We start from the raw sequence: 23,239 nt of genomic DNA, 5'->3' as shown, positions 1-23,239 counted from the left end.
AAGGAACCTGCGCGATGAGAATCTCTACCCTGCTGGCCCTTGTCGCTGTCCTGACCGGCAGCATTGCCGCCACCGTGCCGGCTTACGCCGCCGAACAGTCCTGCCACTTCCCGCCGGTCGCCGACAGCGCCGCGACGTTGCAACACGCGCAATCAGTGGGCGTGCTCTACAGCGAAAACACCGTCAGCACCCTCGAATACCTTGAGCAGTACCACTCGGTTGCATTGAACGGCGCAAAGAACCCTGAACTGGATTCACGCATCAGCAGCGCCTTCGTCAACAGCTCCGATCCAAAACGGGCGATCAACTGGCTGATGGGGTCGTTGCAGAAAGAGTTTGCCTCGGTGACGGTCTACGACAACCTCGATGCGCTGGTGCAGGCGCACCCGGACGTGGTGGTGATGCTCGACACTTACAGCCGCCTGGTGTCCAAGCGCAATAACCAGGTTGAAGCGCGGTTCATGGCCAAATTCTACGACTCGAACCTACAATACATCGGCAAGGCCGAGGGCTCGCGCGCACAACAAATGCCTTCGGTCTGGGTGCATGGCAAAGCCGCGCCGGAGATCGCCGCGCAGATCGACCAGCAAACCGCATTGCAAGTGAATGCACTGAAACAGTTCGACACCTCGCTGAAGGCGCTGGTGACCTCAGGCCATGTGGCCCAAATCGCGATCAACTGACGCTTCACCGCAATCCTGTAGGAGCCGGCTTGCCGGCGATGGGGCCCCCTGAGCCTTGCATCGATTGTGTTTGCACGAAGGTTTGGCTAATCTCGCACAAACCCGCAAACTCAGGCGTAAACATGCACGATCATCACTCGGCCGCCGAACTCCCGCATCTGCGCCGGCAGAAAATCCTGCTGATCCTCGAACGTGACGGCAAGGTCATGGCCTCCGAGTTGAGTCAGCATTTCGCCGTTTCGGAAGACACCATCCGCCGCGACCTGTCGGAGTTGGCCACGGCTGGTCTGGTGCAACGCGTGCACGGCGGCGCGCTGCCTCGGCCCAAGGACACGGGCAAGGATTACTTCACGCGGGTCAGCGAAACCGATGAGGTGAAAACCCACCTCGCGCAGCTCGCCGCCAGTCGCGTGGAGAATGGCCAGATCGTGATGTTCGATTCCGGCACCACCACGCTGCAGATCGCGCGTTCGTTGCCTTCGGACATTTCCATCACCGCCATCACGACCTCGCCGATGACCGCCATCACCCTGGCCGAATACAAAGGCATCAAGGTGATTCTGGCAGGCGGGCAACTCAACCTCGCGACGATGTCAGTCAGCGGACACGAGACCCTGCGCTTGTTGCAGGGTATCAAGGCGGATGTGCTGTTCACCGGGGTTTGCGCGATTCATCCGCAAGTTGGCATCAGCTCGTTGCACTTCGATGAGGTGCCGGTGAAACAGGCGCTGCTCGACAGTGCTTCGCAGGTGATCGCCGTCACCACGGCGGACAAACTGGGCGCGGTCGAGCCGTTTGTGGTCGCGCCGTGCAACCGTATCCATACGTTGATCACCGAGCGCCATGTGGCGTCGGGCGATGTCGGGGATTATCGGAAACTGGGGATCGAGGTGGTTCAGGCACAGGCCTGAACCTGTCCCGCTGGTGTTTCAGCTCAACACGAAATCGACGGGTTCAAGGGCCGGGGGAAGTTGCGTTTCACCCAGTGCCGCGAGGATTTCGCGCTCGATGTTGCGCACCATCGCATGGGTCGGCAGATCGTTTTCGTCACGCCCGAACGGGTCCTCCAGTTCATCGCCAATCGCATCCAGGCCGAAGAACGTGTAGCTGACAATGGCGGTGAAAACCGGTGTCAGCCAGCCCAGCGACTCTGCCATGGCGAAGGGCAGCAAGAGGCAGAAAAGGTAGGTCGTGCGGTGCAGCAACAGGGTGTAGGCGAAGGGCAGTGGCGTGTGCTTGATCCGTTCGCAGGCCGCTTGCGAACGGCTCAGGCTCGTCAGGTGGTTGGCCATGATCGTGTAGCGAAACTCACTGATGGCTTCGGACTCGCCGAGTGCTGAACATTGCTCACCGACATGGTTGAGAATGCGCCCGCTGATGTCCGGCGCGTTGTCGTCCGGCCTCGGCTCAAGCCACTCACTAGCGGCGTCCAGTTCGCGCTTACCGTGCAATTTTGCGTTCAACGCGTGGGCGAACCCGCAAAGGTTGCGCAGGATGGTCTGCCGCGCGTGCGCGTCCTTGATCACTTGGGTTTCGCGGATCATCGAGCGGATCGCGACGATCATTTCGCCCCAGGCTTTACGGGCTTCGTACCAGCGGTCGTAACAGGCGTTGTTGCGAAAGCTCATGAAAATCGAGAGCGACAGGCCGAGCAAGGTGAACGGCGTCGCGTTCACTTTGGCAAAATAGTTGGGATGCAGGGTTTCCACGAGCACGATGATGGAAGCCAGCAGCGTCACCATCAGACAACGCAGCGCAATTTTCCTGGCAATCGAGCCCTTGAGCGAAGTGAGGATGTTGATCAGATTGGGTTTGGGGCGGACGATCATGGTGCTTTGCCTGTGTCGGAGGGCGCTGTTCACGAAATGAGTGCGCGCAGGCTAGAAGCAACGGGCCGGGGCGTCCAATCACTTTAGATGACCAGTTGATTGACAGAGTCTATGACAACGCCAAACGCGGATCGCACACGAAACCTGTAGGAGCGAGCCTGCTCGTGATGGACGTTAACGATAACGCGTTGTCCTGAATGAACGCGGCGCCCAGAAGTCCATCGCGAGCAGGCTCGCTCCTACAGGGGCCGGGCGTTTACGGCGAACCAAACATCACTGTCCAGTAAATCCCCGAATCGCTCTTCGGGTCCACCGCATACGCCGCGCCCAGCTCGTGATACTGCGGGTTCATCAGGTTCGCGCAGTGACCGGGGCTGGCGACCCAGCCATCGACGACCTTGCGCACACTGTCTTGCCCGGCGGCGATGTTCTCGCCGATCTGCTGGCCGCTGTAACCCGCCAGTTCTGCCCGGTCACCCGGCGTGCGACCGTCGCGGTCCTTGTGATCGAAGTAATTGTTGTTGGCCATGGACCGCGCATGCGTCTCGGCGGCTGTCGCCAGTGTGGCGTTCCAGGTCAACGGCGTGGCGGCGGCAAAGGATTGCGTGCCGCACTGACGTGCACGGCTGCGAGCGACGTTGAGTTCGGCCAGCAGCTTCTGGCCTTCCGCCTGCCAGTCGCCCAGGCGCGCGCTCAACAATGGACGGGCCACCACGATGCGCCATTCACGGTCCTGGCGGCTCACGCCGATGTCGACGAATTGCGGATCGAGCACGATCTGGCAAAAGCTCTCCTGGATCGCTTTCATCGCCGCCGCAGCATCGCGCGGCCCGGACAGGCTGATCGCCTGCACGTTCTTCATCGGATAATTCGCGGCGACCATGGCCTGTTGCAGATTGCCGATGCTGGTGGCGGACAACACCAGCCGTGGATCACCCGCCAGCGGTGGCAGTTCCGACGAGACCTGGCCTGCGCACCGCTGGTTCTGGCTGCGGTAATCGTTGATCGAGTCGATCAGTTGTTTCTCGTCGGCCGCCAGCGCATTCATGGCGAACAACAGCCCCAGCGACAACGTGGCAAGACGCAAAACGGGTGGCAGGACACGCATGGAAATCTCCCTTGTTCGGACTGCGCCCATGATGCGCGATTTCACCCCTGTGAGCGCAATGCCTTTTCACACCGAAATACAGGTTGTCGGCCGTCTGTCGAAATGAAAACGGGCAACTACAATCAAGCGATGTCGCCGGCCAGGGGCGCTCAGCGTCGACAGTTTGTTGCTTGAATCCAGTCCACTCAGAAGGGTCGATCATGCGCTTGATTTGGATAGCGACCTGCTTTGCAATCACGTTACTCGGCGGCCAGGCAGCGGCGACTGAACAGGAACAAAAAAAGGAAGCGGCCGAAAACAAGGCCGAAGTGCTGGAACAGAAAGCGGCGGAGAAAGGGGCCGATGTGCCGGTGCCCAAGTCCGAAGCGATTACCACCTCCGAAGTGCAGGCAGTCGACCCGGCAGGTGCGTCGCCGCTGGACGATGCAATCACCTGCCTGGCGCGCTCCATTTATTGGGAAGCCAAGGGCAAATCCTCCGCCGACATGGAAGCCGTGGCCAGCGTGGTGATGAATCGCCTGGGCCATGAGGGCTTTCCGGACACGGTGTGCGCGGTGGTCAAACAGGGATCTGAAACCAAGAATTGCCAGTTTTCCTGGTGGTGTGACGGGCGTTCCGATCAGGTCCAGGAAGAAACTCAATACACGATCGCCAAGGAAATCGCGCGCAAGGCGCTCAACAAGCAGCTCAACGACCGCACCCACGGGGCGATGTATTTTCACGACCGCAACGTGAACCCCGATTGGGCCAGCAAATACATCAAGACCACCGAGACCAGCATGTTTCTCTTCTATAAGCCCAAGGGTGGAGAGGCCCATTAGCGATGTCATCTGGATGTCATCGAACCCATGTAAAAATTCTTGCAAACCGTCTTGAACGTTCAGCGGGCCTGGGTCTGCTGACAGATGAATTTGCAAGGAATACCTCAATGAAAGGAGATGCCTCCCTGTTTGCGGCCATCGACCTGGGTTCCAATGCGTTTCGCATGATGATCGGCCAGTCGGTCAAGCGGAATCAGCAACTGGTGATCCAGGAGGTGAAAACCCTGCGCGAGCCAGTGCGTCTGGCGGAGGGTTTTCAGGGCGGTGCGCTGGACGAAATGGCACTGGATCGCGGATGGCAGGCACTCGCGCGATTCGGCAAAAAGTTACGCGGCTTTGAGCCCGGTCGTGTGCGGGCGGTGGCGACCAGCGCCGTGCGTGAAGCCGACAATGCCCAATTATTCCTGGCCAGCGCTGAGCGGCATCTGGGTTTTCGCATCGACGTGATCTCCGGGCATGAAGAAGCGCGGCTGGTTTACGCCGGTGTGGCTCACACGGTTCCCGGTACGGAACGCAAACGGCTGGTGATCGACTTCGGTGGCGGCTCCACGGAATTGATCCTCGGGCAGGGCGCGCAGCCGCTGTTGACCGAGAGCATTGCCATCGGCAGCGGCACCTTTGGTGCGCGTTATTTTCAAGGAGGGCGCATCACGGCCCCGGCGCTGCTGGAAGCCGAGCGTGTCGCCACCCTGCAATTCGAACGCGTGGCGCGCCGTTATCGCTCGCTGGGCTGGCAGCAGGTGATCGGCTCATCAGGCACCGCACGGATGCTCGCCAAAGTGCTCAAGGCCAACGGTTTGAACGAAGAAGGCCAGAGCGGCATTACCTACAGCGGCCTGTTGCGTCTGTCGCTGCGCCTGCTGGAAGTGGGGCACGTCAATCAACTCAGGCTCGCGGGCCTGCAAAGTCACCGCCTGAGCATCCTGCCCGGTGGGCTGGTGCTGATGCTGGCAGCGTTCAAAGTCTTCGGCGTCTCGCACATGACACCGTCCGAGCCCGGTTTGCGGTTCGGTGTGCTGCATGGGTTGATGTCTCGGCACTGAGTGCCAGCCGCTATTCCTTCAGAACTTCGCATAGTTCAACGCATCGACTACGGCTGAGCCTCGTGTTGTCGGCCAACGGCTTTCCGTTAGGTGTAGACCTGATCAGGGCGTACAGTGCAAGTTAGATGGCCTTAAAAGCTATCAAGCCTCCTTTGCGGTCATCAGGAATTGGCGTCATGCACGAGATCGGCCTCATCGTTTACCCCGAATTCCAGGTGCTGGGCCTGGCCATGTGCGCGGCGTTTGAAATGGCCAACGGCGCCGCCGACGAGCCGGTATACAGCCTCACCTTGTTGTCGGAACACGGCGGGACGGTGCAGACCTCCGCCGGCTTCGGCGTGGAAACCACCGCGTTCGATCAGCGTTCGTTCGACACGCTGCTGGTGATGGGCGACAACCTGATCCGTCCGGTTTCATCGGGCATGGTGGCGTTTCTGCGCAGCGCCAGTCAGAGCTGCCGCCGGGTCGGCTCGATCTGCACCGGGGCCATCGCGCTGGCCGAGGCCGGTCTGCTCGATGGCCGGCGAGCAACCACGCACTGGTGCCATGCGCCTGCGTTGCAACGGGCTTACCCGAAGGTGAAGGTGGAGGAGGACCGGATCTTCATCAACGACGGCAACGTCTGGACCGCTGCGGGCATGAGTGCCTGTGTCGATCTTGCATTGGCCCTGGTGGAAAGTGACCTCGGTGCAGACGTAGCGCGGCGGGTGGCCCGGCAATTGGTGGTGTACCACCGACGCGCGGGCGGGCAGTCGCAGTTTTCGGTGATGCTTGAACTCGAGCCCAAGACTGACCGCATTCAAGCCGCGTTGACCTATGCCAAGCAGCATTTGAAGTCCGAGCTGTCGGTCGAGGAACTGGCCAGTGCCGCCAACCTCAGCCCGCGACAGTTCAGTCGCGTATTCCATGCCGAAACCGGTCAGTCTCCTGCCAAGGCCATTGAAAACCTGCGGGTGGAGGCCGCGCGCCTGATGATGGAAACCGGCCGGCACGCCATCGATGTGGTGGCGACAGAGACCGGTTTTGGTGATCGCGAGCGGATGCGCCGGGCGTTTATTCGCGCCTTTGGTCAACCGCCGCAAGTCATCCAGCGTGCGAATCGAGGCTGACGTTGTAGGAGTCGGCTTGCTGCGGGCGGCGTTCTCGAAATCGCCATCGTCGGAACGCCGCCCGCAGCAAGCCGGCTCCCACAGGTTGGGTGTGAATCCTCGATTCTGGACATCCCCTCGATCTGTAGGAGCCGGCTTGCTGGCGATGGCGTATTTGAAATCGCTATCTGTGTGGCTTAAAAGGTGGTGTATTCGACATTTGAGCCAAAATATTATTGTCGTAATCTCGGTCTCGTTGAAGCCCATTCCCCACTGAGATCACCGCCATGACCATCGTCAAAGCCGCTGCCGTCCAGATCGCACCTGTGCTCTACAGCCGTGAAGGCACTGTAGAAAAGGTCGTCAACAAGATCCGTGAACTCGGCGAGAAAGGCGTGCAGTTCGCCGTTTTCCCGGAAACCATCGTGCCGTACTACCCGTACTTTTCCTTTGTGCAGGCGCCGTTCGAAATGGGTTCCGAGCACTACAAATTGCTCGATCAGGCTGTCGTCGTGCCTTCCGCGACCACCGATGCCATTGGCAAAGCCGCCAAGGACGCCAACATGGTGGTGTCCATCGGCGTCAACGAGCGCGATGGCAGTACCCTGTACAACACGCAATTGCTGTTTGATGCGGACGGCACCCTGATTCAGGCCCGTCGCAAGATTTCGCCGACCTATCATGAGCGCATGATCTGGGGCATGGGTGATGGTTCCGGCCTGCGCGCAACCGACAGCGCTGTTGGCCGCATTGGTCAACTGGCTTGCTGGGAACACTACAATCCGCTGGCGCGTTATGCCTTGATCGAAGATGGCGAACAGATCCACGCCTCGATGTACCCCGGTTCGTTCGCCGGTGAGCGGTTCACCCGCCAGATGGAAGTCAGCATCCGCATGCACGCGCTGGAATCGGCGTGCTTCGTGGTCAACTCGACGGCCTGGTTGTACCCGGAACAGCAGGCGCAAATCATGGCTGACACCGGTTGCGGCATTGGTCCGATCTCCGGTGGTTGCTACACCGCGATCATCGATCCGCAAGGTGAAGTCGTCGGCGCACTGACCGAAGGTGAAGGTGAAGTCATTGCCGACATCGACTTGTTCCAGATCGAAGTGCGTAAGCGTCAGATGGATGGGCGCGGCCACTACAGCCGTCCGGAAATCCTCAGCCTGAACATCGACCGCACACCGCATCGCCATGTGCACGAGCGCAACGCACAGCCGAAGCTGGCCGACACTGCGCAAGCGGAAGAGTTGTGATTATGAAAGTCATGACGATCAATCAATAAACGCCAAACCTGTAGGAGCCAGGCTTGCCGGCGAAGGCGTCGTTGAAATCGCCATCGTCGGAACGCCGCCCGCAGCAAGCCGGCTCCTACAGGTTGTGCGTCAACCCGCGACCCCGAACACACCTGTGATCCGTAGGAGCCGGCTTGCTGGCGAAGGCGTCTTTGAAATCACCATCACCAGCAAGCCGGGCTCCTACCTGAAGCGTGTCGGTCTTAGAGTTCCATGCCCAGGAAGATCAGCGTATTGCCATGGGCTTCAGCCGCGGCACGCTGGTTGTAGCTGTCGCGATGCGAGCAGTTGAAGCCATGCTCGGCTTCCGGGTAAACCACGATTTCAACGTTATCGTTGTTGTCGAAACGCTCGGCGATTTTCTCCACGGCGTCCAGCGGGATGTGGCTGTCCTGTTCGCCGAAGTGCATCAACAGCGGCACTTCGATTTCATCGGCGCGGTCCAGTTGGTTCTGGATGCCGCCGCCGTAATAGGCGATCGCCACGTCCACCAGCCCGTTGGCAGCGGTGTGGTAGGAGAGCAAGCCGCCGAAGCAGTAGCCGATGGAGGCAATGCCGCCATCCAGACCCGGTTGTGCTTTCAGAGCGTCAATGGCCAGCTCGATGTCTTTCTGCGCTTTGCCGACGTCGGTGGCGTTCATCAATTCGACGGCGCGTTTCCAGCCGGCTTCGTCGTAGGTCAGTTCAATGCGCGGGCCGTTGCGCCAGAACAGGTCCGGTGCAATCACCAGGTAGCCGTCGGCGGCATATTGCTCGGCGACCGAGCGGATGTGTTCATTCACACCGAAGATCTCCTGGATCAGCACAATCCCCGGGCCTTTCTGGGTATGCGGAATCGCCAGGTAAGCGCCGAATTTACCTTCAGCGCTGTCGATCTCGATCCATTGGGTGGTCACGCTCATGGTGGCTCCTGTCTTCGCAAGTGAGTTGGGGCGTAGCTTAATGCGGCTGTGTGGCTTTGAAGCTCGTCAGCCCCTGCATCCGTTTCCACCAGCTGTTGAAGCCGTCCACGGCAAATACCTGTGGCGCATCCGGAGTCATCGCGATGTAGGCGCAACCCGGTGCCAGGTAGAAGTCGCCGATGCTCGGTTCAAGGCCGGCGATATACGGATCGGTGCCTTTAATCTTCATCAACTCGCGCAGCACTCGTTTCGAGTTCTCGATGCCTTGGCGGCGCGAATCTTCATTCTGCCCGCCAATGAAGTCGGGAAACAGATGGTAGCCGAACACCGAGACCAGCGCGCCATAACCGTAAGAATCATAAATGCCCTGGGCCATGTGGGTGCGCGCGCGGTCGTGGGCGTTGTCTGGGGTGATTGACGGGCCGGGCAGGACTTCGTCCAGGTAAGCAATGATCGCGCCGGTTTCGATCACCCGAAAGCCGTCGTGGTCGACGACGGGCACCTTGCCGAACGGGTGACGCACCAGATGCTCCGGCAGGTGCGGTTCCCCTTTGATGACGTTGACCTGCACCTGCTCGAAGTCCGCGTCTTTTTCCACCAGCAACATCTTCACTGTGCGCACATAAGTACTGCCGTCAAAACCGTAGAGAGTGAGACTCATGGCGATTGCTCCTGTTCTATTGGGAGTGGCAGGTACGTTATCGAAACCCTGGCGCCTCAGCGATGATTGCGACGCCAGAAGAAGCGAGCCAACAACGTATCGAGACTGAGCTTGCCGGCACCCGAGAGCAACAGCGGCATCAGGGCGGCGAGGTAAATCAGCGGCAGTTTGAAGTTGCCGTAGCCCTTGTTGCTGATGGAGTAACCCTGAGCAAGCTCACTCAATGTAGACCAATCGGCCGGCCAGTGGACGGCGGCCGTCGCCACAAGGGTGACCACGATCAAGGCGATGGCCGAAATCCGCGTGCCAAGGCCGACGAGGATGGCGAGGGCGCAAAGCAGTTCGGCCCACATCGACAGTTCCCAGTTCAGCGTCGCCGGTATCTGGTCGAAGGGAAACGGAAAACGATCCTGAATGTCGGCGAACCAGTTTTCGCCATTCCATTTTTCCAGGCCTGACTCGAAAAATTCCCAGGCAATGAACAACCGCAGGGTCAATGGGGCGAGCCAGCTACCGGCACGGTCGAGATTCAGGTGCAGGCCTTTCACGGCCGACGAGATTGCAGAGTTCATGGACGTGGTCTCCGTTCAGTCAGGGATGCGGGGCTCGCGGCCCCGCGCAAGGGTTACTCGCCGGCGCCGCACTTGCCTTCGCCGCACTTGCCTTCAGCCGGTTTTTCCGCAGTGTCGGCGTGGGCCTGGCTGTAGCCGTGGGCCAGCTGTTTCATGCTGAACGCTTCGGACTCGGAGGCCGACGCGACGTTGGACAGGGCCAGGCCGCCGGCGATGATCAGGCCGAGGGTCAGGGAGGAAGTCGAGAGCTTGAACATGGTGATACTCCGTAGCATTGAGTGAGTTGAGCGCTTTGATCGGCTGAGCCAATCGACAGGCACATTTCATCAATCGGGTGTATCTGCGATGTGTCGTTGGGGTGGGGTTTTATGGCCGGGGTGTGTCAAGGGCGGGGCTGTACACACTCTGATACGTAACCCCCTAAATTTCCTTGGCCTACACAAACTCCTGTAGGAGCCGGCTTGCTGGCGATAGCGTCCGTTCAGGCGATAAATGTGTCGACTGAACCACCGCTATCGCCAGCAAGCCGGCTCCTACAATGGCATTCCAATTCACAACTGTGATCCGCTGCTGACCACCAGCGTCTAGCGTCAGTGTCCCCGCAATCCCTTGGGGCGAGACTTCGGAACCCGGCATGCAAGCGCTGTTGAGCGAGATCCTTGACGCAGTTCGGCCCCTGATCGGTCAGGGCAAGGTGGCTGACTACATTCCTGCCCTCGGCACCGTGCCGGCCAATCAACTGGGTATCGCCGTGTACGGCAACGACGGCGAGCTGTTTTGCGCCGGTGACGCCCACACGCCGTTCTCGGTGCAGAGTATTTCCAAGGTGTTCAGCCTGGTGCAGGCCATCGAGCATTCCGGCGAAGCCATCTGGCAGCGCCTGGGTCACGAGCCTTCCGGGCAGCCATTCAACTCGCTGGTGCAGCTGGAATTCGAACGCGGGCGCCCGCGCAATCCGTTCATCAATGCCGGCGCACTGGTGATTTGCGACATCAATCAGTCGCGCTTTGCCGCACCGGCCTTGTCGATGCGCGATTTCGTCCGGCGCCTGTCGGGCAATCCGCAAGTCATGGTGGACGGCAAGGTCGCCGAGTCCGAATACCAGCACCGGGCGCGCAACGCCGCCATGGCATACCTGATGCAATCCTTCGGCAATTTTCACAATGATGTCGAGGCGGTGCTGCGCAGCTACTTCAGCCATTGCGCCTTGCGCATGAGCTGCGTGGACCTGGCGCGGGCGTTCTGCTTCCTGGCCAACGACGGCTTCTGCAAGCACAGCGGCGAACAGATCCTCAGCGGCCGCCAGACCCAGCAAGTCAATTCCATCATGGCCACCAGCGGCCTCTACGACGAGGCGGGCAACTTCGCCTATCGCGTCGGTTTGCCCGGCAAGAGCGGCGTGGGCGGCGGGATTGTCGCGGTGGTGCCGGGGCAGTTCACGGTGTGCGTCTGGTCGCCGGAACTCAACGCCGCCGGTAACTCACTGGCGGGCATGGCCGCGCTGGAGTTGTTGAGCCAGCGGATCGGCTGGTCGGTGTTCTGATAGCGCGGGGTTGTGGCCGGCGCGACTACCGCCACAGCCGCCGAGGCGGCCTGAAAGCCGACCTGTTTCTCAGTTGTCCGCGTTCTCCTTCACTACTGCGACCGCTCATTTTGGACATGTCCACCGATCCCCTGTAGGAGCCGGCTTGCTGGCGATGGCGTCTGTCCAGCCAATACACACGTTGACTGATCCACCGCTATCGCCAGCAAGCCGGCTCCTACAGTTGATCGTATTTATCCAAACACATATGCATCTCTCTTGTAGGAGCCGGCTTGCCGGCGATGGACGTCAACGATAACGCGGGCTGTCTGAATGAACGCGTTGCCCCGACGTCCATCGCCGGCAAGCCGGCTCCTACAGGGGATTTGCGTACGGTTTTGCAATCGAACGAAATGCGCAGGATGGCCACCGGTTAATGACGCTCCAGAAGTTTTGCTATACATTTTCTGACCGCCCATTGCATGGTGAAACCGCTTCATGTCTCTTGCGCTCGAACGTCTAGTCGCTGGCACGCCAATCCCTTTCGCTGGTAACCGAGTCACTGTGGTCAGCCCCGAACTGGCCTTGCGCTTTCAGCCCGGGGACCACCTGTTGGTGGAGCAGGTCAGCGGCGAGTTGCTGCTGATTCCCGTTGCTGACCAGAAAGCAGCGGCGGTCGCGATTGAGCGGGCTGAAGCGGCGTTTACGGCGATGTCTGCCGTTTCCGATCAGGCGATCAGTGCGTTTTTCGACCTTTTTGCCCAACGCCTGGAAAACCAGGACTGCTGGGACTTGATCGAAGCCGCCAACCGGGCCGACATCGAATGGGCCAAGTCGCGTGGACGCTCCACCACACGGTTGCTGGCCGATGAGCGCATGCGTCGTGACATGATCGCGGGCCTCAGGGCCTGGCGCGATGCGTCAGCCACGCGCGGCAAAGTGATCAGTTGCGTCGAGCATGACGGCTGGAAAGTCGAGCAGGTGGTTTCGCCGTTGGGCATCGTCGCCTTCGTCTTCGAGGGCCGGCCGAATGTCTTCGCCGACGCCGCCGGCGTGTTGCGCACCGGCAACACCGCGGTGCTGCGCATTGGCAGCGATGCCTTGGGCACGGCGCAAGCCATTGTCACCCACGCGTTGAATCCGGCATTGAGTGAGGCCGGTTTGCCGGTGGGCGCAGTGTCGCTGGTGGAAAGCGTCAATCACGCCGCCGGTTGGGCCATGTTCGCCGACCGTCGTCTGTCGTTGGCGGTGGCCCGTGGTTCGGGGCGTGCGGTCAGTCAGTTGGGCAGCATCGCGCAACAGGTCGGCACTGCCGTCAGCCTGCATGGCACCGGTGGCGCCTGGCTGGTCGCCGACAAGGACGCCGACGCCAAGCGTTTTGCCGCCGTCGTGCGCAATTCCCTGGACCGTAAAGTCTGCAACACCCTGAACGTCTGCCTGATCCACCGCGACCGCGCCGCCGAACTGGTGCCGCTGTTTCTGGACGCCTTGGAAAAAGCCGGCAGCGCCCGGGAAGAGGGCTGCAAGTTGCACATCGTCGAGGGCAGCGAAACGTATTTGCCTGGCCGTTGGCGGAGTGCAACCGTCGAGGTCTATCGTCCTGACGGCTACCAGACTGAAGCGTTGGCCGAACCACTGCCCGAAGACCAGTTGGGCCGCGAGTGGGAATGGGAAGAAACCCCGGAGGTCAGCCTCAAGATCGTCGATGATCTGGGCCAGGCCATCGTCTTGTTCAATCGCTACAGCCCGCAATTCACCGTGTCGTTGATCAGTGAAGATGCCGAGGCGCATGAGCGCTTCTACAACGCAGTCAACGCGCCTTTTGTCGGCAACGGGATTACCCGTTGGGTTGACGGACAGTACGCGCTGAACAAACCGGAACTGGGGCTTTCGAACTGGGAGAGTGGTCGCCTGTTCGCTCGCAGTGCGATTCTCTCGGGCGACGGTGTGTTCACGATCCGTAGTCGCATGACGCAGATCGATCTGTCGGTCAAACGCTGAGAACCCGACCTCAAGCGCAGTCCGCACTATAATTAAGGGTGTCTGCGACTGCGTCTTGAGACAGGGGTCCGCCATGAAACTTCAATCCTTCGATCATTACTCTCATATGCTGGAAATGGCCGCGCACGACGCATGGCTGACAACCCGGGTGAAGTCGGCCATGGCGTTGGCCGATCCGACCCTTGGCCTGCAAGTCCATGTCAAAACCCTCGCGGGAACGGTGATGTTGAGTGGTCGCGTCAACACGCATAAGCAATGTGAGCAAGCTGTTGCGCTGGCTCGCACGGTCAATGGTGTCAATGAAATCGATGCCAGGGAATTGCTGACTCACGTGTTCACGCCTGGAAGCTTTCCAACACCGCCCAACGCCGAGGAAAACCCGGAGATCCGGCCATCCTCGTCAGCCAAACCGGAAGACAAATAAAGCGGGGTGCAGCGCTTCCGTGAATCGGGCGCGCTGCATTTTCACTTCGCGGCTATTGAGCGCGGATGCTGATTGGCTGCACGGTGCCAGCTGAGGGCGATGGCCCTCTGGTGCGCGGATCAAGCCGCTTCAACCGCTTTGCCGTGAACGGCGCACGTGCTCGGGTGCTCGACCAGCGACACGAACGTGCGGCTGTTGGCATCCAGTGCATCGATCGACCCGGTTTCGATGTCGTAGACCCAGCCATGCAGGTTCAGCAGACCTTTTTCCTGAGCCAGTCGCACGCTCGGGTGCGTCTGAATGTTCGCCAGTTGCGCGATCACGTTTTCCCGCACCATCGAACTCACTTTCGCCGCGTCGCTGGCATGAGGCCGGGATTCGTTGATGACCTTCGCCGATTCCGCGTGTTGCAACCAGCCACTGACGGCGGGCAGGTGATCCATGCATTTGCAGCTGGCGACGGCTGTCATCGCGCCACAATCCGAATGGCCGCAAATCACGATGTCGGTGACGCCCAGTACGGCCACCGCGTATTCGACCGTGGCCGATACACCGCCCGGATGCGGGCTGTAGGAGGGCACGATATTGCCGGCGTTACGGATCACGAACAGTTCGCCGGGTTCTTGCTGAGTCAGCAGTTCCGGCACGACACGGCTGTCGGAACAGGTGATGAACAGCGTGCCGGGGTGTTGCGTGGTGGCCAGGTGTTTGAACAGGTCGGTCCGTTGCGGGAAGGCTTCCGTCTGGAACTTCAAAAAACCGTCGATGAGCGCTTTCATGGGGGAATTTCCTTTCAAATGATGGGGGATCAGTTCGAGCAGCCGGTGCCAAACACGCTGTAGTCCAGAATGTGGGTGGCGCCTGTGGAGTCCTGGTACGTCATTTCCACGGGGACGACCCCGCATTCATCGGCAATCGGCGTGATGCTCACGACATGCACGATGTCCAGTTTCATGCCGTACTCGTACGCGACGGCCGTTTCTTCTGCGTAAACCTGGGCAGACATGCCCGCTAACAACGACAGCACCAACAGAATTTTTTTCATGGGGCATCCTCCAGGCCAATGTGGTGAACAAAGAAACAAGTGGGGTTCTGGAACTGGCCCGCACTTGAGTGCGGGCCGGGATCAAGTCAGAAAGGACGCAGTGGCAGGAACTTGCCGTCGAGGGTGATCACGGCGCGGGAGCCGCCTTCCGGGTCTTCGACTTTTTTCATGTCGAGCTTGAAGTTGATCGCACTGATGATGCCGTCGCCGAACTGTTCATGAACCAGGGCTTTGAGCGTGGTGCCGTAGATCTGGATCATTTCGTAGAAGCGGTAGATGGTCGGGTCGGTCGGCACGCCAGAGAGGCTGCCGCGCAGTGGAATGATTTGCAGGCGGGCCACGGTGTCGGCGTCCAGGTCGAGTTTCTCGCCAATCACTTTGGCGGCGCTTTCCGGCAGTGGGTGCTGACCGAGCAGGGCGGCGGTGACGTAGGCCAGGCCGAGGCCGGTGCCGTCGGTCAGGTCCTGCCACGACAGGTTCTTGCGCGCCTTGGCATCGAGGATCGAGGTGGTCAGGGCCAGGCTCGGGTCGTTGTAAGCGTGGGACTGTTGCATGGTGAATCTCCTATCGGGTTGAGTACTGCTTGGGTGTGAAGCAATCTTCTGCCGATTGATTCATAGCGTCCAAGACCGATATACAATGCATTGCATAAGCCCTGCCTATAGGTTGATCCCGATGTTGCTCCGACATTTGCGCTACTTGCTGGCGGTCGCCGACCACGGCGGCTTCACCCGTGCTGCCGAGGCTTTGCACGTGTCCCAACCGACCTTGTCGCAACAGATCCGCCAACTGGAGGAAACCCTCGGCGTGAGCCTGTTCGATCGCACTTCGCGCACAGTCAAGCCGACCGATGCGGGTGAGGCCTACATCGAGTGCGCTCGGCGGGTGCTGGTGGAACTGGAGGCGGGTAAACGGGCGTTGCATGACGTGAAGGACTTGTCCCGGGGGACGTTGCGATTGGCGATGACGCCGACGTTCATGGCGTATCTGGTCGGGCCATTGGTGCGCGACTACGTGGCGCGCTATCCGAATATTCACCTGGAGATTTTCGAGTTGTCGATGGACGACATTGAGGCCGGGCTGCTGGATGACTCACTGGACATCGCCATTGCATTTGATCAGGTCAGGAATGCCGACATCGAGTCGATCCCGGCGTTTACCGAGACGCTGGGAGTGATGGTCGGGCGGGATCATCCGTTGTACGAAAGCCGGGTCGCGTTATCCGCTGAAGCGGTGGCCCAGCTGGAATTTGCCCTGTTGGCCACGGACTTCGTCACCCGAACCCGAATCGATGAGTATTTCGCTGAGCAGCGGATCACGCCAAAAGTGGCCATCGAGGTGAACTCGGTCAGCACCTTGCTGGAAGTCATTCGCCACACGGCGATTGCCACCATCCTTCCGGAACCCATCGCCACTCAGGACCGCGCATTACGCAGGATCCCGTTGCTGGGGGAGGCGCCCAAGCGCGGGGCCGCGCTGCTGCGGCGTAAAAACAACTACCACAGCGCGGCGTCGGTGGCCTTCATGGAACTGTTGCTGGGAACCGTTGAGGCGACGTCAGTCATCCACTGACTGACACACGCCGTTGGAGGCTTTGCCGGTGGAGGTCACGGCGACCGAATCGTCATCGGCGAGGACAATTGACAAGGTGATGCCGGAGCCTTTGGCTTCGAAGCGGCGCTCACTGATGATTTTGGTATCGGCTTCCTTGCCGTTGATCATGACTGGCCCATCCTGATCCGCCTGGACGAGAAACTTGCCGGGGCACTCCACCGCGAATGACGGGACACCGTCGACGCTGTTTGCCTGAGCAATACTTGTTAGAACCAGCAACAGCGGGAATATCAGCTTGTTTTTCATCGCAAGTCTCCAGTGACCAACAGCGGATACGCTTAACAATAGCTTTGTTTGGCAAACCGGAGACAAACAAAAAGGCCCCGCTCGTTTATTCGAGCGGGGCCTTTTTTATTGCGATGGTTTATCAGTAGAACCGATCAATCACCCGAACTTCATTCTGGTTCTGCATCGAGTCCCAAGCCTGCTTCAGCGTTTGCAGGACATTGCCGATGAAGTCTTTGTCGGCTGCAGCTTTCTTGCCGACATAACCCTGGCCGCGACGGTACATTTTCAATCGGGCCAACAGGTTCTGGTTGTTCTGGTCGAACTCGGCTTCATGGGCATGCGGCGACAGGCAATCGATATGAACCTGGCCCGATTTGCTGATCCACAGAATGTGGCTGTCGTGGCTGTCTTTTTGCGCAGCGAACATACGAGCCAGTTCATCGATAGTAGGTTGATTGTTCAGATTCATAATATGCCCCTTGACCATTTGGTGATCTTTCAAAGTTGATTCGCTAATACAAGTAGCCCATCGGTTAGTTGATCCCTGGCACCGAAACCAGGACGTCAGCGTTCGGCCGTCGAGAGTGACGGGGTTCCGCGTCTGTTGCATGTAGTCGTGTTGAATAACTGCTACGCAATAGCGTCACAACGAAGAGAAGCAGCGAATACCTTCAGGCCACTGCCGACGTTTTCAGGGTCGGCCACAAGCTTCATGAGGATTGATCGCCAGCGCTTCTCGTCCTTGTACTGGACGTTCGGGCCAGGTCAGCTTCTTCAATCTGCCTTGTGGGCAGCGTGTATCCGGGAAAAACAGCTCGGCGGTCAGACGAGCTTGCTCAAACATGTTGCTGTACTCCCGATCGGGGAGATGTCTGCATCATGCAAGGGCAAATCGGAGGCGTCAACGGTTTTGTAGTGATTATTTTCAGTCACTACATATTGTCGGACAAAGCTGTTTGGAATTAGAAAGCAGCAGGGAGAAAGCGCCCCTCAGGACGAGGGCGGCGCGCTTTGGAAGCGGTAAAAGGTGCAGGGATAACCGTCCACTGAGTGCTGATGCCGGGAGAACGCGTCACCCGTGAGGTGTGGCATCACACTGGCCCAGAACTGCCGTGCAGGCGGGTTGGCATCGATGTGGAAAATCTGCCATTGCCCGGGCAGCTGGCTCAAGAGGGTAGAAACGACAAACGTCGCGACTCCTTGGCCACGAAAGCGTCGGCTGACAAAAAGGTAGCCGATGTTGTTCTGGGCGCCAGGCAGATGGGTGTTGTCATCCACGGTCACAAAACCGGCCAGCTCCCCGTCGACCTTGATCAGGAACGGGCGGGTTGCGGGGTTGCGCCAGTAGTCCTGTTGCGGCTGGATGTGGAAGAAGCCATGCCCGCCGAGTTTGAGCGGCAGCCACTCACTGAGGTCGTACATATAGAACTGCATCAGGTTTTCGAGCGTTTCCAGTTCGTCGCGCTGAGCGGCGTGCAGTTCTATCGAGGGCATGCGGGCTGGCTCCTGTTCAGAGCGGAATCAATCAGTGAGGCGCGAAGTCGTATTTTCCGCCTTTCTTCAGTGCGGCTTGATAGGCCGGGCGCGCCTGGAAGCGCTCGACCCAGGCCGCTACATGAGGGTAGTCGCCGAGCTTGCCTTGGGCGCGGGCGATTTCACCTATGAAACTCATCTGGATATCGGCTGCGCTGAATTCCTTGCCCAGCAGGTAATCGGACTGGTTCAGTGCCGTGTTCAGATAGCCGAGGTAGTTGGCTACTTCCGAGTTGATCCGTGGATGCAGCGGTGCGCCGGCTTCACCGAGACGTCCGACATACAGGTTCAACATCAGCGGCAACATGGCCGAGCCTTCGGCGAAATGCAGCCACTGCACGTATTCATCGTAGGCCGGGGTGGACGGATCGGGTTGCAGCCGCCCCTCGCCATGGCGACGAATCAGGTAGTCGATAATTGCGGCGGACTCAATCAGCTTCTGCATGCCGTCTTCGATGACCGGCGATTTGCCCAGGGCGTTGATCGCTTTCAGTTCCGGCGGGGCCAGGTTGGTTTTCGGATCGCGCTGATAGAGCTTCAGTTCGTAAGGGATGGCCAGTTCTTCCAGTAGCCACAGAATGCGCTGGGAGCGGGAGTTGTTCAGGTGGTGCACGATAATCATGGTCGATGCCTTTTCAGGAAACAGGGCTGTAGCCGGGCTTGAAGAACACTAGACCATCGCTGGCCAGTCGAAGTGCCATCAAGCTTTACCCGGCGTTTTTGCTGCACGTTTGGCGCCGGTCGATGGCTTGCGTTTGGCCGGCTTGCGTTTGTTTTTCCAGGGTGTGGCACCTCGCCCGGCAGGGCTTGCAGGCCCGCTGATGGTCAGGCTCAGGCCGGAGCAGCGGGCAACCTGCTTGCTCATCCACGCCGCTTGTTTGGTGACGAATTCTTCCAGGCTCATTTCGCCGCTCTGCACCATGTCCAGCGCCTGCTCCCAGATCGCCGTGGTGCCAGGGTCGGCAATCGCGCGCGGCACGGCGTCGATCAGGCTGAATGCCGCCGGGGTGGCGGCCAGGGCCTTGCCGTTCTTGATCAGATAACCACGGTCGAGCAGGCCCTGAATGATCGAGGCGCGGGTGGCCTCGGTGCCGATCCCGGTGGTGTCCTTGAGTTTCTGTTTCAGCAGTGGATCCTCGACCAGCTTGGCGACGTTCTTCATCGCCTTGATCAAATCACCCTCGGTAAACGGTTTGGGCGGCTGCGTCCAAAGGTCCTTGAGCTTCACTTCGGCCACCGCGCAATCACGGCCTTCGCTCAATGTCGGCAGTGTTTGCGGCGCCGGTACTTCGCGGCCCTTGGCCGGAGCAAGGGCCTCGGGCAGGGCGCGTTTCCAGCCGGGTTCGACGATCTGCTTGCCGACCGCGCGCAAGGCTTCACCGGCACAGTCGAAGTCGGCCTGGGTCCGGTCGTATTCATGGTTGGGCAGAAACTGCGCCAGATACCGCGCGCGGATCAGCGTGTAGACCGCTCGCTGCTTGCCCACCAGTCGATCCAGGTTCTTTGCCGCAGCCGTGGGGATGATGCCGTGGTGAGCGCTGACCTTGGCGTCATTCCAGGCCCGTGAGCGCCGTTGCGGTTCAAGGTGGTCCTGCAAGGCGTTCAGCGTCGGATCTGCTTGCCGCAGGGCGGCGAGAATACCGGGCGCTTCACTGTGTTGACTCACCGGCAGGTAACCGCAGTCGCTGCGAGGGTAGGTGATGACTTTATGGGTTTCGTAGAGTGCCTGGGCGATGTCGAGGGTTTCCTGAGCGCCAAGCCCGAGTTTCTTCGAACAGACCTCCTGCAAGGTGCCCAGATCGAACGGCAATGGCGCCACTTCGCGCATGCGCTCGGTACGCAGTTTGATCACCCGGGCGCTCGCCGCGTTGCCAATCGCCGCAGCTGCCTGTTGTGCGAGTGCCTGATTGAGGCAGCGATCCTGGTCGTCGCAAACGTCGGACGGCGCACGCCACTGTGCAGTGAACGCGGTGCCATCGTGCAGCAGCTGCACGTCGATGGCCCAGTAAGCCACGGGGACGAAATCGGCGATGCTGCGGTCGCGGTCCACCACCAGACGCAGGGTCGGCGTTTGCACTCGACCGACCGGCAATACGCCCTGATAACCGGACTGGCGCCCCAGCAGCGTGAACAACCGGCTCATGTTCATGCCGATCAGCCAGTCGGCCCGTGAACGGCCCAATGCCGAATGATAAAGGCTGAAGGTCTCCGCCCCCGGCTTCAGCGCAGCCAATGCCTTGCGGATTGACGCATCGTCCAGCGCCGACAGCCACAACCGCTGGATCGGCCCACGATAACGGCAATGCTCCACCAGTTCCCGGGCGATCATTTCGCCCTCACGGTCGGCGTCGGTGGCGATCACCAACTCATCGGCCTCGCCGAGCAAGCGTTTGACGGCCTTGTACTGACTGGCGGTGCGCGGTTTGACGGTCATTTTCCATTTGTCCGGAATGATCGGCAGATCCGCCAGCACCCAGCGCTTGTAGCGTGCGTCGTAGGCATCCGGTGGCGCGGTTTCCAGCAGATGGCCGATGCACCAGGTCACCGTGACGTCCGTTCCCAACCAGCAGCCGTCGCCGCGACGCCGGGCGCCGAGCACGGCCGCAATGTCTTTGGCCTGGGAAGGTTTTTCACAGAGGTACAACCGCATAACCACCATCGTTCATCAACTGCCGGGAGGTGCACAGAATGGCGGCTGATGAGCGATGGAGCAATCTTTATCTGTATGGATGTACAGCTCGTGCGTTTCGACTCATTGCAACGAACGGCATCTCGCTTCTGCATTTGACGTTATCCGCCTCTGCGCTTGTGCCGGTCCTGCGACGGATAGCTTCAGCGCCCCGTTCGGCTGTGAAGCCGTCGCGCTGATGAAATCTGGGTTATACCTGACAAAGCTGTGTTCTCAAGTTTTGGGGCACTGTGCGACCCATTGCGGGCAAGTCGGATTGCCGCATCGCACGCTCCCACAGGTTTTTCACCGTCCCGAGGAACGCATTTCATGAAAAGCTCCGGTCCTAGCCCTGTCATTACCATCGCCGAGCAGCCTGGCTGTCTGTTGGTGAAGTTTCACGGCATTCAGGTGGCTGCGTCGGCGCGCGCGCTGGTGCTGCTGGAGGCCAATTACCCTCCGGTGTACTACGTGCCCCGGGAGGATATCGACGAGAAGTATTTTGCCCGCACCGACCACACGAGTTACTGCCCCTACAAGGGTGATGCGAGCTATTTCAGCCTGCAGGTCCCGGGGCATGAGGGCGCGAATGCGGCGTGGAGTTATGAAGATCCCAAGGTGTCGGTAGAACAGATTCGGGGCTACATTGCGTTCTATCCCGATCAGGTGAAGTTCGAGATTCTCAAAGACGTCGAGTGATTGAAAACGCCCTGCATCGACAGGGCGTTTTTACGATCAAGCGTTCAGTTCACGAACCGCCTGCACCAGCGTCGACTCATCGATCTGAGCAATCGAGGTCACTCCGGTCAACGTCATGGCCACGCGCATCTCTTTGGCGAAAATATCCAGCATGTTTTCCACCCCGCGTTGACCGTCGGCGGCCAGGGCATAGGCCATCGATCGCCCCAGCAATACACCTTTCGCGCCCAGGGCCAGCATCCGCACGACATCGAGCCCCGAGCGGATCCCCGAGTCGACCAGCACCGTCAGATCATTGCCCACCGCTTGTACGATGGGCGGCAATGCCTTGGCGGTGGAAAGCACGCCGTCCAGCTGTCGTCCGCCGTGGTTCGATACCACAATGCCGTCCGCGCCAAAGCTGACGGCGTCTCGCGCGTCCTGAGGATCGAGAATGCCCTTGATGATCATCGGGCCTTTCCAGAAGTCACGAATCCACTCCAGATCGCTCCAGCTGATCGACGGGTCGAAGTTGTTCGCCAGCCAGCCCATGTAGTCTTCGAGCGTGACGGCTTTGCCAAGGTACTTCGAGATGTTGCCCAGATCGTGCGGGCGTCCCATGACGCCGACGTTGAAGGCCCAGTCGGGCCGGGTCATCGCCTGAAGTATTCGCCGCGATGACGCAAACGGTCCGGACATGCCCGAGTGCGCATCCCGGTATCGGGCACCGGGCGTGGGCATGTCGACGGTAAACACCAGGTTCTTCACCCCGGCGGCCTTGGCCCGTTCCAGGGCGTTTTTCATGAAGCCCCGGTCTTTCAGCACGTACAGCTGGAACCAGATGGATTGTTGGCTTTGCGCCACCACTTCCTCGATCGAACACACCGAGACCGTCGACAGGCACAGGGGAATGCCTTTGTTTTGCGCCGCTTTCACGGCTTGTACTTCGCCTCGACGGGCGAACATGCCTGTCAGGCCTACGGGCGCCAGGATGATCGGCATTGCGAGGGGCTGGTCGAAGAGGGTGGTTTGCAGGCTCAGGGTTTCGACGTTTTTCAGAATGCGCTGACGCAGGCTGATGCCTGTCAGGTCGGCGCTGTTGGCCCTTAGTGTGTGCTCCGCATAAGCGCCTCCATCGATGTAATCGAACAAGAACCGGGGGAGTTTGCGGCGGGCTGCCTCGCGATAGTCGGATGCGGATGAAATGATCATGGTGCCTCGGTCGGGTGAGTGGCGGGGCGATGGGTGCTTTGAGCCAGAGTAGCGAAAACGGCTCGTGTTTGCGGTAATTCTGTTTTTCGCGGTGTTGGTGGGATTTGCTCGCGAAGGCTTTGTGTGGGGTGTTTGGGTTTTTTTGGGGGGTGTACATATCCGTTATTGGGGTAACGGCGGCTATTGGTTTCGCCCTTACGGCGAGTCACTTGGAGAAGCGCCAAGTAACCAAGCGCTTTTGCCCCTTTCGTTCGGTGCCTCGCTGTGGCTCGGCATGCCCTCGCTCCGGTCCTGCTCCGTGGGCCCGCCGCG

At 59.9% G+C, this 23,239-nt stretch carries 26 protein-coding genes; 11 read left to right on the top strand and 15 right to left on the bottom strand.

The genetic code is table 11. From position 1 onward, the window contains the following. Positions 1-14: 14 nt before the first annotated feature. The gene (locus IB245_RS27870) at positions 15-683 is read left to right on the top strand and encodes an ATPase (protein WP_192229312.1); all 669 of its coding nucleotides are present in this window, start codon (positions 15-17) and stop codon (positions 681-683) included. A 122-nt stretch (positions 684-805) separates the two neighbouring features. After that, complete coding sequence (locus tag IB245_RS27865) at positions 806-1,594, top strand: DeoR/GlpR family DNA-binding transcription regulator (RefSeq protein WP_192229311.1); 789 nt, start codon at positions 806-808, stop codon at positions 1,592-1,594. A gap of 18 nt (positions 1,595-1,612) precedes the next feature. Here the strand turns inward: IB245_RS27865 and IB245_RS27860 are convergent, their stop codons facing one another. Both IB245_RS27860 and IB245_RS27855 read right to left on the bottom strand, forming a co-directional pair. Next, positions 1,613-2,512: a bestrophin family protein gene (locus tag IB245_RS27860; protein WP_192229310.1), complete on the bottom strand. Its 900-nt coding sequence runs from the start codon at positions 2,510-2,512 to the stop codon at positions 1,613-1,615. Between the two features lie 256 nt (positions 2,513-2,768). After that, the gene (locus IB245_RS27855; RefSeq protein ID WP_192229309.1) at positions 2,769-3,620 is read right to left on the bottom strand and encodes a CAP domain-containing protein; all 852 of its coding nucleotides are present in this window, start codon (positions 3,618-3,620) and stop codon (positions 2,769-2,771) included. A 200-nt stretch (positions 3,621-3,820) separates the two neighbouring features. Here IB245_RS27855 and IB245_RS27850 point away from each other — a divergent pair, with 200 nt between their 5' ends. The 4 genes from IB245_RS27850 (at position 3,821) to IB245_RS27835 (ending at position 7,828) form a co-directional block, all read left to right on the top strand. Then, a complete protein-coding gene (locus IB245_RS27850; protein WP_192229308.1) occupies positions 3,821-4,441 on the top strand; it encodes a cell wall hydrolase in 621 nt (206 codons plus the stop codon). A 107-nt stretch (positions 4,442-4,548) separates the two neighbouring features. Next, entirely contained in the window at positions 4,549-5,484 is a 936-nt protein-coding gene (locus IB245_RS27845; protein ID WP_192229307.1) for a Ppx/GppA family phosphatase, read from the top strand. A gap of 176 nt (positions 5,485-5,660) precedes the next feature. Then, entirely contained in the window at positions 5,661-6,593 is a 933-nt protein-coding gene (locus IB245_RS27840) for a GlxA family transcriptional regulator (RefSeq protein ID WP_192229306.1), read from the top strand. A gap of 266 nt (positions 6,594-6,859) precedes the next feature. Next, positions 6,860-7,828, top strand: coding sequence for a nitrilase-related carbon-nitrogen hydrolase (locus IB245_RS27835; RefSeq protein WP_192229305.1), 969 nt, complete (start codon positions 6,860-6,862; stop codon positions 7,826-7,828). Positions 7,829-8,070: 242 nt separating this feature from the next. Here IB245_RS27835 and IB245_RS27830 read toward each other — a convergent pair whose 3' ends face one another. The 4 genes from IB245_RS27830 to IB245_RS27815 are packed head-to-tail and all read right to left on the bottom strand — an operon-like array spanning position 8,071 to position 10,259. Then, entirely contained in the window at positions 8,071-8,769 is a 699-nt protein-coding gene (locus IB245_RS27830) for a dienelactone hydrolase family protein (RefSeq protein ID WP_192229304.1), read from the bottom strand. Between the two features lie 37 nt (positions 8,770-8,806). Then, positions 8,807-9,430 (bottom strand): glutathione S-transferase family protein, encoded by a 624-nt coding sequence (locus IB245_RS27825; protein ID WP_008043943.1) that lies wholly within the window; start codon positions 9,428-9,430, stop codon positions 8,807-8,809. Positions 9,431-9,486: 56 nt separating this feature from the next. Further along, positions 9,487-10,002 (bottom strand): DoxX family protein, encoded by a 516-nt coding sequence (locus IB245_RS27820; protein ID WP_008028137.1) that lies wholly within the window; start codon positions 10,000-10,002, stop codon positions 9,487-9,489. A gap of 53 nt (positions 10,003-10,055) precedes the next feature. Continuing rightward, on the bottom strand, positions 10,056-10,259 hold the full coding sequence (locus IB245_RS27815) for a hypothetical protein (RefSeq protein ID WP_008043946.1): 204 nt from the start codon (positions 10,257-10,259) through the stop codon (positions 10,056-10,058). Between the two features lie 377 nt (positions 10,260-10,636). Here IB245_RS27815 and glsB point away from each other — a divergent pair, with 377 nt between their 5' ends. From glsB to IB245_RS27800, 3 genes are all read left to right on the top strand, one after another. Continuing rightward, entirely contained in the window at positions 10,637-11,545 is a 909-nt protein-coding gene (gene glsB / locus IB245_RS27810; RefSeq protein WP_192229303.1) for a glutaminase B, read from the top strand. Between the two features lie 477 nt (positions 11,546-12,022). Further along, the gene (locus tag IB245_RS27805) at positions 12,023-13,525 is read left to right on the top strand and encodes an aldehyde dehydrogenase family protein (RefSeq protein ID WP_192229302.1); all 1,503 of its coding nucleotides are present in this window, start codon (positions 12,023-12,025) and stop codon (positions 13,523-13,525) included. 73 nt (positions 13,526-13,598) lie between these two features. Next, entirely contained in the window at positions 13,599-13,949 is a 351-nt protein-coding gene (locus IB245_RS27800) for a BON domain-containing protein (protein WP_192229301.1), read from the top strand. Positions 13,950-14,068: 119 nt separating this feature from the next. Here IB245_RS27800 and IB245_RS27795 read toward each other — a convergent pair whose 3' ends face one another. The 3 genes from IB245_RS27795 to cynS all read right to left on the bottom strand — a co-directional run bounded on the left by IB245_RS27795 (position 14,069) and on the right by cynS (position 15,548). Next, positions 14,069-14,728, bottom strand: a complete 660-nt coding sequence (locus tag IB245_RS27795; protein ID WP_192229300.1) for a carbonic anhydrase — start codon at positions 14,726-14,728, stop codon at positions 14,069-14,071. A 29-nt stretch (positions 14,729-14,757) separates the two neighbouring features. Next, a complete protein-coding gene (locus IB245_RS27790) occupies positions 14,758-14,994 on the bottom strand; it encodes a DUF2790 domain-containing protein (protein ID WP_192229299.1) in 237 nt (78 codons plus the stop codon). A gap of 86 nt (positions 14,995-15,080) precedes the next feature. Then, a complete protein-coding gene (gene cynS, locus IB245_RS27785; RefSeq protein ID WP_008043963.1) occupies positions 15,081-15,548 on the bottom strand; it encodes a cyanase in 468 nt (155 codons plus the stop codon). Positions 15,549-15,669: 121 nt separating this feature from the next. Here cynS and cynR point away from each other — a divergent pair, with 121 nt between their 5' ends. After that, positions 15,670-16,566: a transcriptional regulator CynR gene (gene cynR / locus IB245_RS27780; protein WP_192229298.1), complete on the top strand. Its 897-nt coding sequence runs from the start codon at positions 15,670-15,672 to the stop codon at positions 16,564-16,566. On the opposite strand, the gene IB245_RS27775 is transcribed toward cynR, so the two are convergent. The 5 genes from IB245_RS27775 to IB245_RS27755 all read right to left on the bottom strand — a co-directional run bounded on the left by IB245_RS27775 (position 16,552) and on the right by IB245_RS27755 (position 21,019). Continuing rightward, positions 16,552-16,854 carry a hypothetical protein gene (locus IB245_RS27775; RefSeq protein ID WP_192229297.1) on the bottom strand — a complete coding sequence of 101 codons (303 nt, stop codon included), beginning with the start codon at positions 16,852-16,854 and terminating at the stop codon, positions 16,552-16,554. The genes cynR and IB245_RS27775 overlap by 15 nt on opposite strands. 121 nt (positions 16,855-16,975) lie before the next feature. Beyond that, positions 16,976-17,305 (bottom strand): hypothetical protein, encoded by a 330-nt coding sequence (locus IB245_RS27770; RefSeq protein WP_008028159.1) that lies wholly within the window; start codon positions 17,303-17,305, stop codon positions 16,976-16,978. 521 nt (positions 17,306-17,826) lie between these two features. Then, positions 17,827-18,330: a GNAT family N-acetyltransferase gene (locus tag IB245_RS27765; protein ID WP_192229296.1), complete on the bottom strand. Its 504-nt coding sequence runs from the start codon at positions 18,328-18,330 to the stop codon at positions 17,827-17,829. A gap of 31 nt (positions 18,331-18,361) precedes the next feature. Beyond that, positions 18,362-18,991, bottom strand: coding sequence for a glutathione S-transferase family protein (locus IB245_RS27760; RefSeq protein ID WP_192229295.1), 630 nt, complete (start codon positions 18,989-18,991; stop codon positions 18,362-18,364). A 78-nt stretch (positions 18,992-19,069) separates the two neighbouring features. Then, positions 19,070-21,019 (bottom strand): DNA topoisomerase III, encoded by a 1,950-nt coding sequence (locus IB245_RS27755; protein WP_192229294.1) that lies wholly within the window; start codon positions 21,017-21,019, stop codon positions 19,070-19,072. Positions 21,020-21,367: 348 nt separating this feature from the next. Between IB245_RS27755 and IB245_RS27750 the strand changes: the two genes are divergently transcribed. Next, positions 21,368-21,736, top strand: a complete 369-nt coding sequence (locus IB245_RS27750; RefSeq protein WP_008028168.1) for a DUF427 domain-containing protein — start codon at positions 21,368-21,370, stop codon at positions 21,734-21,736. 36 nt (positions 21,737-21,772) lie between these two features. Here IB245_RS27750 and lldD read toward each other — a convergent pair whose 3' ends face one another. Further along, positions 21,773-22,927: an FMN-dependent L-lactate dehydrogenase LldD gene (lldD, locus tag IB245_RS27745; protein ID WP_008028170.1), complete on the bottom strand. Its 1,155-nt coding sequence runs from the start codon at positions 22,925-22,927 to the stop codon at positions 21,773-21,775. Positions 22,928-23,239: the final 312 nt, after the last annotated feature.

The sequence above is a fragment of the Pseudomonas sp. PDM02 genome, assembly GCF_014852285.1.
GTDB classification, from domain to species: domain Bacteria; phylum Pseudomonadota; class Gammaproteobacteria; order Pseudomonadales; family Pseudomonadaceae; genus Aquipseudomonas; species Aquipseudomonas migulae.
This window is presented reverse-complemented; position numbering and strand designations above follow the sequence as displayed.

Excerpts from the sequence above, each read along its gene's own strand:
- IB245_RS27870 (WP_192229312.1), top strand. The coding sequence starts at position 15 with ATGAGAATCTCTACCCTGCTGGCCCTTGTCGCTGTCCTGACCGGCAGC.
- IB245_RS27865 (WP_192229311.1), top strand. The coding sequence starts at position 806 with ATGCACGATCATCACTCGGCCGCCGAACTCCCGCATCTGCGCCGGCAG.
- IB245_RS27860 (WP_192229310.1), bottom strand. The coding sequence starts at position 2,512 with ATGATCGTCCGCCCCAAACCCAATCTGATCAACATCCTCACTTCGCTC.
- IB245_RS27855 (WP_192229309.1), bottom strand. The coding sequence starts at position 3,620 with ATGCGTGTCCTGCCACCCGTTTTGCGTCTTGCCACGTTGTCGCTGGGG.
- IB245_RS27850 (WP_192229308.1), top strand. The coding sequence starts at position 3,821 with ATGCGCTTGATTTGGATAGCGACCTGCTTTGCAATCACGTTACTCGGC.
- IB245_RS27845 (WP_192229307.1), top strand. The coding sequence starts at position 4,549 with ATGAAAGGAGATGCCTCCCTGTTTGCGGCCATCGACCTGGGTTCCAAT.
- IB245_RS27840 (WP_192229306.1), top strand. The coding sequence starts at position 5,661 with ATGCACGAGATCGGCCTCATCGTTTACCCCGAATTCCAGGTGCTGGGC.
- IB245_RS27835 (WP_192229305.1), top strand. The coding sequence starts at position 6,860 with ATGACCATCGTCAAAGCCGCTGCCGTCCAGATCGCACCTGTGCTCTAC.
- IB245_RS27830 (WP_192229304.1), bottom strand. The coding sequence starts at position 8,769 with ATGAGCGTGACCACCCAATGGATCGAGATCGACAGCGCTGAAGGTAAA.
- IB245_RS27825 (WP_008043943.1), bottom strand. The coding sequence starts at position 9,430 with ATGAGTCTCACTCTCTACGGTTTTGACGGCAGTACTTATGTGCGCACA.
- IB245_RS27820 (WP_008028137.1), bottom strand. The coding sequence starts at position 10,002 with ATGAACTCTGCAATCTCGTCGGCCGTGAAAGGCCTGCACCTGAATCTC.
- IB245_RS27815 (WP_008043946.1), bottom strand. The coding sequence starts at position 10,259 with ATGTTCAAGCTCTCGACTTCCTCCCTGACCCTCGGCCTGATCATCGCC.
- glsB (WP_192229303.1), top strand. The coding sequence starts at position 10,637 with ATGCAAGCGCTGTTGAGCGAGATCCTTGACGCAGTTCGGCCCCTGATC.
- IB245_RS27805 (WP_192229302.1), top strand. The coding sequence starts at position 12,023 with ATGTCTCTTGCGCTCGAACGTCTAGTCGCTGGCACGCCAATCCCTTTC.
- IB245_RS27800 (WP_192229301.1), top strand. The coding sequence starts at position 13,599 with ATGAAACTTCAATCCTTCGATCATTACTCTCATATGCTGGAAATGGCC.
- IB245_RS27795 (WP_192229300.1), bottom strand. The coding sequence starts at position 14,728 with ATGAAAGCGCTCATCGACGGTTTTTTGAAGTTCCAGACGGAAGCCTTC.
- IB245_RS27790 (WP_192229299.1), bottom strand. The coding sequence starts at position 14,994 with ATGAAAAAAATTCTGTTGGTGCTGTCGTTGTTAGCGGGCATGTCTGCC.
- cynS (WP_008043963.1), bottom strand. The coding sequence starts at position 15,548 with ATGCAACAGTCCCACGCTTACAACGACCCGAGCCTGGCCCTGACCACC.
- cynR (WP_192229298.1), top strand. The coding sequence starts at position 15,670 with ATGTTGCTCCGACATTTGCGCTACTTGCTGGCGGTCGCCGACCACGGC.
- IB245_RS27775 (WP_192229297.1), bottom strand. The coding sequence starts at position 16,854 with ATGAAAAACAAGCTGATATTCCCGCTGTTGCTGGTTCTAACAAGTATT.
- IB245_RS27770 (WP_008028159.1), bottom strand. The coding sequence starts at position 17,305 with ATGAATCTGAACAATCAACCTACTATCGATGAACTGGCTCGTATGTTC.
- IB245_RS27765 (WP_192229296.1), bottom strand. The coding sequence starts at position 18,330 with ATGCCCTCGATAGAACTGCACGCCGCTCAGCGCGACGAACTGGAAACG.
- IB245_RS27760 (WP_192229295.1), bottom strand. The coding sequence starts at position 18,991 with ATGATTATCGTGCACCACCTGAACAACTCCCGCTCCCAGCGCATTCTG.
- IB245_RS27755 (WP_192229294.1), bottom strand. The coding sequence starts at position 21,019 with ATGCGGTTGTACCTCTGTGAAAAACCTTCCCAGGCCAAAGACATTGCG.
- IB245_RS27750 (WP_008028168.1), top strand. The coding sequence starts at position 21,368 with ATGAAAAGCTCCGGTCCTAGCCCTGTCATTACCATCGCCGAGCAGCCT.
- lldD (WP_008028170.1), bottom strand. The coding sequence starts at position 22,927 with ATGATCATTTCATCCGCATCCGACTATCGCGAGGCAGCCCGCCGCAAA.